This window comes from Nostoc sp. GT001 (genome assembly GCF_030382115.1).
Lineage (GTDB): Bacteria > Cyanobacteriota > Cyanobacteriia > Cyanobacteriales > Nostocaceae > Nostoc.
On sequence record NZ_JAUDRJ010000003.1, the window covers coordinates 6933439 to 6948366 of the forward strand.

The window sequence follows — 14928 nt, forward strand, 5'->3', positions numbered from 1 at the left end:
TCAACTCCTCAGTGTTGGCTCTTGACTGCTAACATCAGGAAGCATAGAAGCCAGATGAGCGGTGACTTGACTGTAACGGCGAGCAATCAGCAGGGAAGAAGAACATTCAATGGCTAGTTGATCTGTATATCTTCCTAATGTTTGACGCTCGATACCCCAAGTGCGGCTAGTACCTGCAATTGTTAGGTCTACATTTTTTGAGGCTTCGACTACAGCTTGGATTGGATCTGGAGCTTGGACAATTTTGATTTCGATGCGATCGCGTACACTACTGGGTAATTGCTCCATCATCGTATTTAACTCGTAACTCAATTCATCTTTGAGGTGATTTTCGGGTACAACCTGCAAAACCTGTAATATAGAAGTTTCACGGTTAATTAGCAGTCTCAGAGCTAGTGTTAATGCCAAATCATCATGAATATTTGCCGAATAAGGCACTAACAAGCTTTCTAATTGCTCACTTCCCCTATCCACAAACACTGCAACATCGACTGGCGCAGTAGTGAGCATTTGACCAACTCTTCCACCTAAGCGGTTGCTACTAAAAGCTGGGCGATGCCATCCCACAAGAATTAAATCAACTTGTTTGAGTGCGGCAATCTGTGCAGTTTCCCGTGCAACATTACTAGATATGCGAATAATGGGATGCACATGAGAGCGTGTTTCTACTGGTTCGAGAGTATTAATCAATTCTTCTAGCTGCTGGCGGCGCTGGGCAATTAATCGGTCTGCTTCAACTGGCGTACTTTCAAAGGCATAATCTTCTTCAAATTCAATGAGGCTCAGAGGGTTAACAACGGCGGGATATCGGGAGTTGAGGGCAATGTTTGCTGCTAACTGTACCAAGCCTTTTTGGGTACTCGGATTCGCCACTGGCACCAAAATTCGGTAGGGACGAATAAAAGTTTCGGCATCAGTAGCGCTGGTAGCCGTTTGTGCTTCTAACTCCGGTTCCACCACATCTAACCTGATCAGTCTCTTCGGATATGTCCATTCCAGCAGTGGCGAGGTCATGAAGGTAGTTACCAATGCCATAATTACCAGCATGGTAAATATTAAGGGAGAAATTACTCCTAACTCTAAACCAATGTTTAGCACTATCAGTTCGGTTAAACCGCGCGTATTCATTAACCAACCGAGTGCTGAGGCTTCGCGTTTACTAACGCCACTGACACGCGCTGCTACATAAGTACCAACATACTTACCTGCGATCGCCACAGCTAAAACCAACCCACATAAAAGCCACAATTCGGGACGGTTGAGCAAGCCAATCTGCGTTCGTAAGCCACTGTAGGCAAAAAATATAGGTAGCAAGAATATTAGGACAAAATCTTCCGTTTTTATTGCCAATTCTCGGACTAAATCTTCATTTTTGGGCATGGCTGCTCCCAGCAAAAATGCTCCAAAAATTAAGTGAATCCCAATTAATTCAGTGATTAGCGCTGACGCAACTACTGCCATATAAATCCCAGCTAGCAGTAATTGGCTGAGTCGTCCCGCACGGAGGTAGTGTTTGGCAAGGCGTTGCAGGAACCAACGACCTGCGGTCAACATCAAGCCGATGTAAACTATACTGGCGATAATTGTCGGTACAGCACCAGCAAAGTCACCAGTTCGCGCAACTGCGATCGCAACTGCCAAGAGACACCAAGCTGTCACATCATCCACTGCTGCACAAGTTAACGCCAACGTTCCTAAACGCGTTCCTTGTAAATTGTTTTCAGTAATGATTCGCGCCAACACAGGAAAGGCAGTAATCGACATCGCCGCCCCTAAAAATAAAGCAAAGGCGGTGAATGATACACTTGCATTAGAAACTAGGGGATAAAGTATCACCGCTAGCAATGTTCCTAGAGAAAACGGCACCAAAATGCTGACATGAGAAGTTAAAATTGCTACTTCTAATTGGCCGCCGAGGTATTTGGGATTTAGTTCTAACCCAATCAGAAACATGAAAAATATTAGTCCCACCTGAGACAAAACATTCAGAAAAGGAAAAGTTTCTGGTGGAAACAAGGTAACTGCTAGATGGGGAGCAACTAAACCAAATAAAGATGGGCCGAGCATAATTCCGGCGACAATCTCACCAATTACTAGCGGTTGCTTAATAGAACGAAATGCTAGACCTACTACCCGTGAAAGTCCAATAACAATCAGCACCTCAACCAGAACGAGAATAACTATGTGCATGGTTTCCTCAAAATTAACTATCTGGTTTCCCTAAGATAATTCTTTAAAAGACTAGAAAATGTCAAGCTTGTTAAATACAACCAAGAGTAATTTGTGCTTCGTTGTTATATGAATTATTGTTACGATGCAGTTGCAGTCGTGAAACATAAATTTTGATGATTTTAGGAGCTACATCTTAAATAACCGAGAGGCTCAGATCCCCGACTTCTTGAAGAAGTCGGGGATCTTTTTGTTCATAACTTATTTAGGATTGCTATAGCCAAAGTCAAAACAGAGAATTTTACCCAATTACTAGGTAATTAATTTTATATTTAACTTGCTTAAGTAGAAGATTTCTCATAGCTTGTACCGTGCAATAAAAAGGCAATCAGTGGTGATGCCATCAGAGTAGTAATGACTGCCATAATAACCATTATAGTGAATAAAGTTGGGGTAATTATACCTTGTTCCAGACCAATATTGAGGATGATTAACTCCATCAAACCACGAGCATTCATCAGAGCGCCAATAGTTGCAGATTCGCGCCAATTTTCCCCCGCTAATTTTGCAGCCAACATACAAGCAACACCTTTACCGAGAATTGCGATCGCAATAATTAATAGCGTCACTCCCCACAAAATAGGTGTGTTTACCAATCCAATTTGAGTGTTTAATCCAGAGAAGACAAAAAAGATCGGTAACAAAAAAGAAGTAGTTAAAAATTCCGTATATTGGCGAATTTGTTGAGCGAATTCTCCCCGTGGTGTCACTGCTCCCAACACAAAAGCCCCGAATATTGCATAGATACCTGTAACATCGGTAAACCATGCACAAAACATCAAAATTATCAACATTAAAGTCAGGGTTTGTCTGTTCACACCTTCGCGTTTTGTCATGCGTGTGAACGCTTTCAGTAGAGGTTGACCGAGAAAAATCGCAAATAGCACATAGCAAATGCCACCACCAATTGCTAATATGGCAATGCTTAAAGAATTTTTCACGCTAGCCAGCACAATCGCCAATAAACACCAAGCAACTGCATCATCTACTGATGCTGCACCTAAAGCCAAAGTACCGAAGCGAGTTTGTGCAAGACCGCGTTCGTAAAGAATACGAGCTAACATCGGAAAAGCCGTAATTGTCATTGATGCACCCAGATACAAAGCAGCTGACCAAGGCATAACTTTTGGTTGAAAAAAATCGCCATTGTGATAAAACCAAAAAGATGCGATCGCTCCTAAAATAAAGGGAGTGATAATTCCAGCCGCAGATAACAAACTTGCACTTTTGATATGATGTTTTAAGAGTTTGGTGTTAAACTCTAAACCAATCAAAAACATATAAATTGCCAACCCAATCTGGCTGATAGCATATAAAATCGACATCGATGGATTGGGTATCTTGAGTCCGACAGCAGTAATGATGGGAAGCTTAGGAAATAGCCATTGCTGAAAATCTGGTGCAATCAATCCTAGAAGTGATGGGCCTAGCATTACACCTGCGATCATTTCGCAAACAACATCGGTTTGACCAAGATAGCGGCGTCCTATAATCGTGACAATGCGACAAGTTGCTAAAATAACTGTGAGTTGCAGAAATAGCTGAATAACCAGATCAAAATTTGACATTGCACTTCCTTAATTTACGTCTCTGCATTGAAGAATCTCTCCAGACTCTAAAGTTTGTCCTGTTTTACTCATATATGACTACTACATCAGCACAAATGCCAATTTTGTAAACATAAGATAGCTGTTTGTAACTTGATGAGATACAACAGGCAATGCGTTGCTTTGTTTCCAAAGTCATCTTATTCTTAAGAACGCACACAACTGTACGTCAATACAACATATTGCATCCAAACTAAAACCGCCATATATGATTTTTTATGATTTGTTAATTTGCGATTTATAACCTTTTTCATCTATTTGAGGCACAATCGACTATAAGAGGATGTCTGAAAAGTTCTTTTATATACATCTAACCCTTGGAGATCCCCCTAAATCCCCCTTAAAAAGGGGGACTTTAAGACTCTTATTCCCCCCTTTTTTAAGGGGGGTTAGGGGGGATCTATAAATATTTGATACTTCTCAGACATACTCTAAAGACGTACATTTGTGCGTCCCTAACCTACAGTTGAATTACCTGAAAATTGCTATTATTTTTAATTAAACTAGTTTCTGAGAATTTTAAATTTTACAACCACTCCCCACCCCGAAAACGCCAACGAAGGAAGATAATTCGCATCAAGCTTTGGGAACTAATAAAAACTGCTAGCCACACGATGCTATAGTGCAATAAAAAAGCTCCTGGTGACAATTCTTCTTTCGGTAAAGGTATTGGCAAGAAGCCAAATAGTTTGACTCCACAGAACACAAACACCAATTCCCATATACCAGCTAAGAGTTGATAAGCTGCGGGCCAATCTCTATCCCAACGGGATTTTTGTAGATAGTCATAAAGTACATCCCAACCTAAGCCAAAGATGGCGACATAAGCAAGTATCCAAAAATAAACCGAATTAGCACCAGGGCCAATCCAACCCATGCCAAATGGCAAAGATACAAGTACGCCGATAGTTGCCAGTAATAATAATCGAGTTTGCCAGCGACCAAATAAAGTTGGTGTCATAGGAGTGCTGAGTTAGGAGTTAGGAGTTAGGAGTTAGGAGTTAGGAGTTATGAATAATATAGGGAAATTAGAGTTTTTATAGATAGATTTTGACTCGCTTCATTAAAAATTTAGGAAGATTGTGGTGCTTTTTGCGAGGATGGCAAATACGAGAATATCGGCTATCCCCAAAGCACCAACACATCTATATTATTTAGGATGGTTTAAGGTGATAATCAAATTTGGAATGGTAAGCTGCATTGGCAAAGTCCATTGTTCGCGTGGCGTCTGTCTGCGACACGCTGCGCGAACGTAGAGAAGGTATGGCATCCCAATTGATTACATCTTCTAACAAAGCTTGATAACCTAGTGTATTGGGATGGAGTCCATCTTCACTCAAGCGTTTGAGTCGCCAACTTTCACCGCGTTCCATCCATTGCTCAAAAATATCCAAATAGGGAATCTGCCTTTTGCTGCAAGCAATTCGAGTTGCTTCTTTGTAGCGGTACTGGTCGGCATGATTATAGTAAAAACAATCTAAAAATGGCATTTTGGCTTCATCCACTGGCACCATGCCCACGAATAACACAGGACAGAGTTGCTGTGCTAAATCTAGCAGAGACGCAATTTCCTTTTCAAACAATGTAAAATCTGTGTAACTTTTACCATCGGGACGCGCCAACCGGGCTGAGTCATTTACGCCTACGGATAAAATAATCAAATCAGGAACACGATTTCGCAGTTCACCCCGGTGGCGAAATTCAACTTCTAGCCTTTGTGCTACTTGTTGCGTGCGATCGCCTCTTACCCCTAAATTATAAAGAATATGACCTACACTATCCGGCAACATCCACCATCGCCGTAGTTGCTCAATCCAGCCTCCTTTTTCTGGGTCGCCGAATCCATAAATTAAGCTGTCCCCCAGTGCGACAATCTTCATAGGCTGAAAGTGATTTGGTGGTACAGACAGCTGCATTGAGGAAGAAGCGAGAAATGTGTGCATTTAACAACTATATTTTATATCTTTACAAGATTCTATACATTTCTATACCATAGATGGCTATCTTTAGTGTTCAAGCATCGATGGAGTTTTTACTTGTTGATATAGTTTTAAGGTTAATATTGCCGCAGTTGATCCTCTGTACGATGGGCTACCGTACTTTAACAATCAGCATGAAAATNNNACCGCAGAGCCTTTGAGGACGCTGAAGAAGAGAAAAGAGCGAGATTCCCTCAGAATTTTCGCCTTTGTGTCANNNATTAAAATGGGCGAAAATTTGATTTTTGAGATGTCGGGAATTCTGCTGGGCAATTCCACGGGCATGATATACAGCAGAATTCAGGAGTCAGAATTCAGAATGGGCTACCCCGCTGCGCTAACAGAAGTAAAACAAGCTTTGTACCTGGCTTTNGAGACTAGCTTATGTACTTCATCAACTTGAAATGCGCTGTTAGTCCTCATCTACAGACGGATAAGTAGTGCAGGTACATCAATCGCTAAAAGTAAACACTCACTTACCAATTGGTTTGTCAAAAAAGTTGACACAAGTAGTCACTTTGTAATACAGTATATTACAAGAGTAATGAGTTAAATTAAAAAGACTTCCTCGCCACTACAGTGGAAATACAATTACCATTTCTATGCAATTAGTTGATATTACGAGAAAAATTTTTCAAAACTTCCTATTTAACACAAAATAACTTAATTAACGCTGCATAACCGATAAATATGGTTTTTGACTATTTTAGAAGCAACGAAGGCACTCCTACAAATAATACTCGGCAAAGCTTAATTGCTTGCGGTTGGCGACCGTTTAATCGAGAGTTAGACTGGGGATTTTTATGGCAACTGTTGTACAGTGATTCCCGCGAATTAAGTCAAAAAAGTTTGAATTTAGCGAGTAATGTTGCTGATGTTTTAGGACGAAATAATTATGCTTGGTGGGCTAATTTATTAAGTGTGGTATCTGATAATACCCGTTACGAAGTTGAAAAGTTTTGGAATTACATCACACCAGATCCTCAATCACCAGATCATCGCTACAAAGATGTTTTGAGTACGGAAACACCTATTGTCCAATTTGTCAGTCGTAGTAATATTCCTATTGATTATGTTCTTAATCGACTGCAAGAAATTACTGTAATGCGAGTTTTAGGTGTATTGGGTAATCCTGATATTATTACCCAGTATTTCTCAGAGAGAGATTTTTACTTTCCTATAGATAAATTCGTTAGTTGGGAACGCTTAGACGTTATTAATACTGTTTATGCTTACTGGTCTAAATATGACGTTTGGTTGCAAATTGATCCCTACGATCGCGGGCGACGACAATATACTTTAATGGCGCAAAATCTTGCGCCACTAATTAACAAAGCAACTTACGACTTAGCAGTAATGTTGAGTGGATATCAAAGTCGGGTAGGCAAAGTTCATAGTCAATTTAACATTCGGACATTTCCCGCAGATATCCAAAACTTTACTGATTCTGTACAGCAAGCGATTTTAAATCAAAACCAGTTAGCAGTTGTTGTACATGGAGAACCGGGTACTGGCAAAACAGTCTGGACACAGGCAGTAGCAAAAGAAATTCTTGTGCCTTTAGGGTATGTAATTTTTATTTTAGATCATGATGCGATCGCTAATTTTGTCCCCCCGACTTACATAGAGCGTATTTGTATCGTTATTAACGAAGCTGATAATCTAGCGCAAAATCGTGCTTCGGAGGTAGCGCAATACAATAACAAAACCGAACACATTTTGAGCTTGCTGGATGGCACTTTGTATCAGAGTGTAATTGATGACTCTGGTATTCAGATGCAGCAACGGTTAGTTATTTTGATGACTTGTAATACTACTGAAAGATTAGATCCAGCCATGTTACGTAAAGGTAGGGTGGATTTAATGTATGAGTTTACACAATTATTTGTTTGACATTTTCACCGCCGTGTTCGCCGTTGGCGCAGCCTCTCGTAGAGAAGGGTACGCACGGTGATTCTGGAGTAATGAGTAATAAGTAATAAGTAAATACCCATTTTTCATGCACTCATTACTCATTACTTTAAAGCCGTGCTGGAAACACGGGGTTTTAAACCCATTTTTCTGATAAAATCTACTTTCACCACAGTTTCACCTGTTTTTGCGATACAAGTTGATGCTCTTTGCGCCAAGCTTGGGGAGGTAAACCGTGATGTTGGCGAAACTGGCGGGAGAAATGAGACACATCCTGATAGCCCAATGTTTTCGCTATCTTCTCGACTGTCTCATTATTATTTTGGAGTAAAAAACAAGCTTCTGCCATCCGGCGTTTGACAATCCAGCAGTTTACAGTCTCTCCACTTGTCTCCTTTACTCGGTTAGTTAAGTAAGCTGATGAGTAACCAACAGCAACAGCCACATCACACAAAGTAATTCCTTCATGATAATGGGCTTCGATAAAGTCGAAAACTTCTTTTAATTGCGGAATGCAGGGAAAGATTGACTGAGAAGAAATTTTGACTTCTTTATCAGAGACGACGGCAACACCGGAAGCGATCGCTGTAGTATCATCTGTAAATGCTGATGATTTTGGAGCTTTCTCGAATTTCATCGCACACCAGTACTGAAGATTCGCTTGCTTTTCCAAGCGAATAGCGATCGCTCTAAGCAATTCATCTAATGTCGAGGGTTTGGTAAGATAATCATCTGCTCCCAACTCCATAGCTTTGCGAACATCTGCTTTAGTATTACTGCCAGTCAGAAAAATGAAAGGAATAATTGCTGTCAGAGGATCTTGGCGTAGTGTATTTAAAACGCTATAACCATCCATATCAGGCATCGTGATATCGCAAATAACTAAGTCGGGTACATCCTTTTGTGCTTGTTGAATACCAACACGACCGTTTTGAGCGCCTATCATATCAAAACCTTTAGCTTCAAGACCCTTTAAATAAAGATTGCGGGTAACGCTATCATCTTCAATGACGAGAATTTTCTTTGACGATTCGTACATAATTTTCTATTACAATCAATTTTTGCAGAAGCTAATTACTAGACTATTTGGTGAGTATCTAAATAGGAATGAAATTAATTAACTCGTTCCGAGAGTTATGATTGTTAAGTTTTTAATTAACAACTATCTTCATTTAAACACTCATAACTCGGAACAGGTAAACTCTGATTTGATTAATGGCAGAATTACAGTAAACATAGTGCCAGCATCAACTTCACTTTCTACAGAAACTTGACCATGATGTAAATCTACAAGGGTTTTAAGAATCGATAGTCCTAGTCCAGTACCAGGTATACGATCGATATTACTACCACGGTAAAATGGCTCAAATATTCGCTGTTGATCTTCTACTAAAATCCCGATCCCTCTATCTTTGACTTGGAAAATTAATTTTTCATTTTGGCAAGATAGTTCTAAGCTAATTTCCTGATTTGAGGGAGAATACTTAATTGCGTTATCAAGTAAATTCTTCAAAATCGGCTCTAGTAATTTTTTATCTATATAGGCTGTTAAAGAGCTATCTTGACTTACAAAATTGATTGATTTTTGGCTAACAATCATCTGCATTTGTGCAACTAAATCCTGACAAAATTGAACTAATTCAAGCGGTTTTGGCTCAAAGTTTAATTTTGCTGATTCTGCTTTAGAGAAGAGCAAAATATCATCCAACATCAGACTCAGTTGTTCGGTAGCTTTTTGAATGTGATCGAGTAATGGCTGGATTTTCTTCTGTGTACGTTTGTCTACTTCTTCTTTAAGTAAACTATTAGAAAATGAAACAATATTCAATGGAGTTCGGAATTGATGGCAAACCATAGAAAGAAAACGCGCTCTAAGTTCGCTAAGTTGTTTGGCTTGTTCTAAAGCTTGGTTAAGACCTAATTCTGCATATTTGTAATCGGTAATATCGATACCTGCAATCAGTTCGACTGGGTTTCCCCAAAATCCAGGCTCCATCAAGCTTGGCAACTGCACAGGCTAGCCAGCGCTCCGTGCCTTTTTTTGTTAAAATATTCATCTCCTGGTATTCAAAATTACCAGCTTCATCCGGGTTACGTACTTGCCTGCGTTTTTTGCTCTTAATCAGTCGGCGAAGATCGAAACCTGTTAGTAGTTCTTCTTTTGTATAGCCAGTGAGTTGTTCTACTGCCGGATTTACATAGCAAAGCCGCGTACCTTGAATCAGAAAAGTGCTAGCATCTGTCGTTTCTGCTAAAGTCCGAAATCTAGTTGCGTTCAGACGTAATGCTTCTTCAGTCTGTTTCGATTCAGTAATGTCCCAAATACTCCACACTCTCCCAATAATTTTACCCTCAAGCAACTGAGGTTTAGAGTAATGTGCAAAAACTCTTCCATCTTTCAACTCCAGAATATCGTAGCTCTCGAAATCAGATTGGCTAGATACTTCCCAAATCAGCCGACTAAAGGCTTGTGGATCTTTAAGTTGGTTCTCAAAAAATGCTTTGCATCGAGGACATTTTTTAGATAATATTAGGGATTCCGGGATTTGCCACATATCCACAAATTTCTGATTCAAGCTTAGAATATCTCCCTCAAAGTTAACTGCAACAATACCAATGGCAGTAGACTCAAGAGTAGAACGAAGTAAACAAAGAGATGTTTCTAGTTCTACTTCTTTGGACTTGAGTTGAGAAAATTCTTGTTGCAAATTGTCTTTGGCATCTTTTAATTCATCAGTCCACTTTTGCACGCTCAATTCTACTATTTCATCAGTTTTTTCACGAGCAAAGGCACAGCCAAATTCCATATCTTGGTGTTTTACATAGTTCATAGATATTTCTACCAGAAATATCCGACCTCCTTTTGTCCGATAGCGAGATTTAAAGGTAAGGGAACCCTGTGAGCTAATATCTGACCAATTATGCAGCGAAAAATCTACATCTATATCATGCAGCCGCATAGAAAGTAATTCCTCACGGGAATACTCAGTCATCAGACAAGTGGCATCGTTAACGTAAAGAAACTGCGCATTTGCTCCTAAACAGAAGGCAGCATCCACAGCGTGATTTATTAGAAAGTGAGCAAACTTCATCTCTATTTCTGGTTGTAGTGCCCATTGATTGTTTGATCTAGCTAGTGTATATTCGCCAGAATTCATATTCATACTTCCTCCTGGTAATCAATCAGCACCATGCCCATTAATGAGTTAATAGTCATAACTTACTAAAATCTTTGGTGTACTGTTCGGCTGTGAAAAAATAAAATTAGTTAGTATATTAAAAACATTACTAATTACCTTAATAAAACTTATCATACCAATAAAATGTAAATTGTTGAACCAAATATTCCTAAAAAAACTAAATATTTAAAAAAATCTTATTGACTTAAATAGCTTTTTATGGCAACACTAAATCTGGACAAATCAAATCTAGATTAGCCAATCAAGCTTATTAGATAAGAGTTCAAAACTCTTAATCTATAAGTAGAAAAGATATTTTCAATTTAAACTCGTTCTGCACCAGAACTAATTCATAGACATCTCCACAAATTAATTATGCGTTATCAATAACTCTTGTAGAGACGTAGCAATACTACGTCTCTACAAGAGTTCATCAACCTAAAATTCCTGGGTTTCCACTGGGGAAAGGTTAAAGGATAAAAATTTTTATCCTTTAACATTTTCCGTACCAAGGACTTTGGCGAACTACTTGTGTAGAGTCGTTTGATTTTCAACATAAATGAATTTGCAGTGCTGAACCTGGCTTAAATAAATAAACTTCAACTCATTTTCTTAATTTATCTTAACTTACTCTCTCAGGGATTTAACTATAGAAGAATATGCTTAGTCATCCGTCGCAAGGAGTACATTTGTATTAATATCATGCTTGTATTTTTACGTATAGGATTGTGTTCGTTTTATCTTAAAGAAACACTGCATTCGTATACTAAATATAATATGTCCATTGTCTAAGTAGGTGGGTGGAATCAAACGTAGGATGGGTTAGCGATAGCATAACCCATGCTGATGTTGGGTTTCGTACCTCAACCCAACCTACATAGGTCTACATAGGTCTTATATTTAATTATTACCGCCTACTTATGTATTACAAAACACATTTTTTAAGATATTTACATACTTAATACTTTGTCATCCCTCAAAGGAACTATAAAAAGTTGAAAAATGATGTCTTTATCGTTACAAGTAATTGACTCAAAAAGTTTTTGCTGGCAATATAAAGACCGCTAAATCGCCTCGTACTTAAATTCGGATAAAAAGTTGTGTAAGTTCTAAAGCGAAAGAATTGACACCTACATCACAAGATTTCCTATTGTAAATCTATCAATGTACCGTTTGTGCGATGCCTACGGCGGGCTACGCCTACGCAGAATATCAATCTTTCAGGTGACTAAGTTGCAAATGTCACAATTACAATTAAAGCGAAAGAATTGACACCTACACCAAAAGATTTTTCATTGTAAATTAGGTTTTTCTTGTAGTGGATAAGAACCTAATCAGGGGTTTATTAACTAGATCGGTGCTATTAAAGCTAGCTATATGAAGTTTTGTAAAGATTCTGAGACACGCTTAACTTCGGGTTAATTGCTAGTTTATATATCTTTACACCATTTAGTTTTTTCCCGCTAATCTACTTAAATACTGTAATCACCACCATAGAAGCGAAAAATTTGACACCCCCATCAAAAGATTTTTGATTGCACGACAATCTTCATCTCCTTTATTCTGGTGACAAGAAGCACAGCCTCAACTGTTGTATGCTTTCGGTAAAAATTTTTTGGTACTGCGCTCACAAGCATCAATCAGCAGCGATCAGCCATTTCTATTCTTGACAAAGCTAGATTATAGCTGTGAGAAACAACAGAGTTGTTTGTATTAAATATTTCTAGCGCTGTGATTGTAAACTAAAAAGCCTTTGTGTAACTTTCTGTAATTACGTGAAACTAATGAGTCAAAATTATACTGGTTCAAACTCTCCTCTCATCACCACTGAGCCATACAAAGAACTTCCAGAGAACAGATATGTAGAATCTGTGTCTGACTCCCGTCAGCTTGATGCATTAGAGAAGAATGGGGGAATTCAGCCTTTTTTAAACGATAATATTGCTCCAACGCTCTCAGTTGCCGATGCGATCGCTCAAATGTTGGAAAATTTGGGAGTAGGCTACGCTTTTGGTGTCGCTGGTGGTGCAATGGCCAGCCTTTGGGGTGCATTATCCAATAGCAGTATAGAGGTGTTGAACTTCCGCCATGAAGCCGGAGCCGCATTTGCAGCCACCGAAGCTTACTTTGCGAATAATCGCCCCACTGTAGTTTTTACCACAGCAGGGCCGGGGATCACCAACGCTCTGACCGGATTGTTCTCGGCTCGTGGTGAAGGTGCAAAGGTAATTTTGTTGTCAGCTTGCACCTCAGCACCGCAGCGTGGACGTTGGGCAATTCAAGAAACCAGTACTTATACATTGCCAAGTGGGGGAATTTTTACCCCAGGAGCGTTATTCAATTATGCAATCACGATTGAATCTGCGGCTCAACTACCGCAGATTTTTCGTAAATTGGCTTTAGCTATGGCGCAACCAGGCGGATTTGTCGCCCATTTGAGCATTCCTACTGCTGTGCAGACAAGTTTAGTTGAGGATATAGCCTTACCTCAGCTAGATATTTCTCCCTTTCCAATGACTGCTTCCAAAGAAGCGATCGCTAAATCGGTAGAGTTATTATCATCTGGCCCCTTTGCTATCTGGGTTGGTTTCGGTGCGCGTGACGCAGCAGCTGAAATCCTTGAACTCGCTGAAAGAACCGGAGCCGCCGTTATCTGCTCACCCCGTGGTAAAGGTATTTTCCCTGAAGATCATCGCCAATTTGTGGGTGTCACAGGTTTAGGCGGCCATGCTTCCGTCTTAACTTATATGGAAGAACAGCCTCCACTACGCACACTCGTATTAGGAACCCGTCTTGGCGAACCGACTTCCTTCTGGAGTTCGGCGCTAGTTCCAAAAAGAGGTTTTATCCATGTTGATATTGACCCGGAAGTTCCAGGTGTAGCCTATCCCCACGTTGAAACTTTCGGAGTTCGGTCTGACATCAAAGCTTTTGTGAAAGAGTTGTTGCAGCAATTGCCAGATGCTCCTGATTCCACAATGCTGTTACCTCGCCCAGAACACAAAGCAATTGAACCTGCATCAGACGTAGACTATCCAGTACGTCCAGAAGTATTGATGGCAGCAATTCAAAAGATCGTTGTTGAGGGTAGCGATGCGATAGTAATGGCAGAGTGCGGTAACTCCTTTACTTGGTCAACTCATTTACTACAATTTGCCGAAGCCAATCGTTACCGAGTCAGCACCGGAGTCGGAGCAATGGGTCACGCCGTCACCGGAGTATTGGGTGCAGCGTTGGCGAACAATAGTAAGGCTGTGGGTATTGTCGGCGATGGAGCAATGCTGATGAATAACGAAATCAGCACAGCTGTGAAATACAAAATTCCCGCAATCTGGATTGTACTTAACGATGCGCGTTACAACATGTGCCATCAAGGGATGAAAATCTTGGGGTTAAAGGGTGCAGATGCCACACTTCCACCGACGAACTTTGCCATGATTGCTCGTGGGATGGGAGCGGAAGCGATCGTCGTAGTCAGAGAGTCAGATATTGAAGCCGCATTAGAACAAGCGATCGCATCAACTGTTCCCTTTTTAATCGATGTAGTGATTGATGCCGATCGCCCAGCACCTTCTGGTGGACGTAATAAGAGTTTGGCAGCACAAGGAGTTAAATCAAGTGCCGCGAAAAATGCAGCCAAACAAGTTTCTTTTCCAATGGTTTGATTTTAAAAGCTGGCAATCTTATTCGATTGTTGTAGATATTACTCTCTTCCGGCTCAAAGATTTTTTTTAACGAACCGCATTCGCGCAGCGTCTCGTTAGAGAAGGACACAAAGGACGCGAAGGAAGAGAGTAAAACACGGGAGCATCCCAATCTTTCAAAAATTCACAACACTGATGCAAAAACCCTTTAAAGCTTTCTTAACTTTGCGTTCTCTGCGCCCTTTGCGGTTCGTTTCCTTATTCTCTTATTCCAGCTAATAACTACACTCACCAAACTGGAATTTTAAATGTTTATTTGAACACAAAAATCTTTCTTACTTCATCCAATCCTAATCTTCCAGAGGACTTTTGTGTCTAT

General features: G+C 40.1%; 9 protein-coding genes. 2 read left to right on the plus strand and 7 right to left on the minus strand.

The window, feature by feature from the left end; genetic code table 11:
* The 4 genes from QUD05_RS32380 to QUD05_RS32395 all read right to left on the minus strand — a co-directional run bounded on the left by QUD05_RS32380 (nt 1) and on the right by QUD05_RS32395 (nt 5779).
* Nucleotides 1–2190 (minus strand): cation:proton antiporter, encoded by a 2190-nt coding sequence (locus QUD05_RS32380; RefSeq protein ID WP_289799618.1) that lies wholly within the window; start codon nt 2188–2190, stop codon nt 1–3.
* Between the two features lie 320 nt (nt 2191–2510).
* Nucleotides 2511–3797 (minus strand): cation:proton antiporter, encoded by a 1287-nt coding sequence (locus tag QUD05_RS32385; RefSeq protein ID WP_289799619.1) that lies wholly within the window; start codon nt 3795–3797, stop codon nt 2511–2513.
* Nucleotides 3798–4362: 565 nt separating this feature from the next.
* On the minus strand, nt 4363–4797 hold the full coding sequence (locus QUD05_RS32390; RefSeq protein WP_289799620.1) for a hypothetical protein: 435 nt from the start codon (nt 4795–4797) through the stop codon (nt 4363–4365).
* Nucleotides 4798–4990: 193 nt separating this feature from the next.
* Entirely contained in the window at nt 4991–5779 is a 789-nt protein-coding gene (locus QUD05_RS32395) for a GDSL-type esterase/lipase family protein (RefSeq protein WP_289799621.1), read from the minus strand.
* A 726-nt stretch (nt 5780–6505) separates the two neighbouring features.
* Here QUD05_RS32395 and QUD05_RS32400 point away from each other — a divergent pair.
* The gene (locus QUD05_RS32400; protein ID WP_289799622.1) at nt 6506–7708 is read left to right on the plus strand and encodes an AAA family ATPase; all 1203 of its coding nucleotides are present in this window, start codon (nt 6506–6508) and stop codon (nt 7706–7708) included.
* Between the two features lie 184 nt (nt 7709–7892).
* On the opposite strand, the gene QUD05_RS32405 is transcribed toward QUD05_RS32400, so the two are convergent.
* The 3 genes from QUD05_RS32405 to QUD05_RS32415 all read right to left on the minus strand — a co-directional run bounded on the left by QUD05_RS32405 (nt 7893) and on the right by QUD05_RS32415 (nt 10890).
* Nucleotides 7893–8765 (minus strand): response regulator transcription factor, encoded by an 873-nt coding sequence (locus QUD05_RS32405; protein ID WP_289799623.1) that lies wholly within the window; start codon nt 8763–8765, stop codon nt 7893–7895.
* A gap of 141 nt (nt 8766–8906) precedes the next feature.
* On the minus strand, nt 8907–9722 hold the full coding sequence (locus QUD05_RS32410) for a sensor histidine kinase (RefSeq protein ID WP_289799624.1): 816 nt from the start codon (nt 9720–9722) through the stop codon (nt 8907–8909).
* Nucleotides 9637–10890, minus strand: coding sequence for a PAS domain S-box protein (locus tag QUD05_RS32415; RefSeq protein ID WP_289799625.1), 1254 nt, complete (start codon nt 10888–10890; stop codon nt 9637–9639). Before QUD05_RS32415 ends, QUD05_RS32410 begins: the two co-directional genes overlap by 86 nt.
* A gap of 1799 nt (nt 10891–12689) precedes the next feature.
* Between QUD05_RS32415 and scyA the strand changes: the two genes are divergently transcribed.
* Nucleotides 12690–14570, plus strand: a complete 1881-nt coding sequence (gene scyA, locus QUD05_RS32420; RefSeq protein WP_289799626.1) for a scytonemin biosynthesis protein ScyA — start codon at nt 12690–12692, stop codon at nt 14568–14570.
* The last annotated feature ends 358 nt before the right edge of the window (nt 14571–14928 follow it).

Bases quoted from the DNA above. Each gene is read 5' to 3' on its own strand.
- QUD05_RS32380 (WP_289799618.1), bottom strand. From the start codon at position 2,190: ATGCACATAGTTATTCTCGTTCTGGTTGAGGTGCTGATTGTTATTGGA.
- QUD05_RS32410 (WP_289799624.1), bottom strand. From the start codon at position 9,722: ATGGAGCCTGGATTTTGGGGAAACCCAGTCGAACTGATTGCAGGTATC.
- QUD05_RS32400 (WP_289799622.1), top strand. From the start codon at position 6,506: ATGGTTTTTGACTATTTTAGAAGCAACGAAGGCACTCCTACAAATAAT.
- QUD05_RS32390 (WP_289799620.1), bottom strand. From the start codon at position 4,797: ATGACACCAACTTTATTTGGTCGCTGGCAAACTCGATTATTATTACTG.
- QUD05_RS32405 (WP_289799623.1), bottom strand. From the start codon at position 8,765: ATGTACGAATCGTCAAAGAAAATTCTCGTCATTGAAGATGATAGCGTT.
- QUD05_RS32415 (WP_289799625.1), bottom strand. From the start codon at position 10,890: ATGAATATGAATTCTGGCGAATATACACTAGCTAGATCAAACAATCAA.
- QUD05_RS32395 (WP_289799621.1), bottom strand. From the start codon at position 5,779: ATGCACACATTTCTCGCTTCTTCCTCAATGCAGCTGTCTGTACCACCA.
- QUD05_RS32385 (WP_289799619.1), bottom strand. From the start codon at position 3,797: ATGTCAAATTTTGATCTGGTTATTCAGCTATTTCTGCAACTCACAGTT.
- scyA (WP_289799626.1), top strand. From the start codon at position 12,690: ATGAGTCAAAATTATACTGGTTCAAACTCTCCTCTCATCACCACTGAG.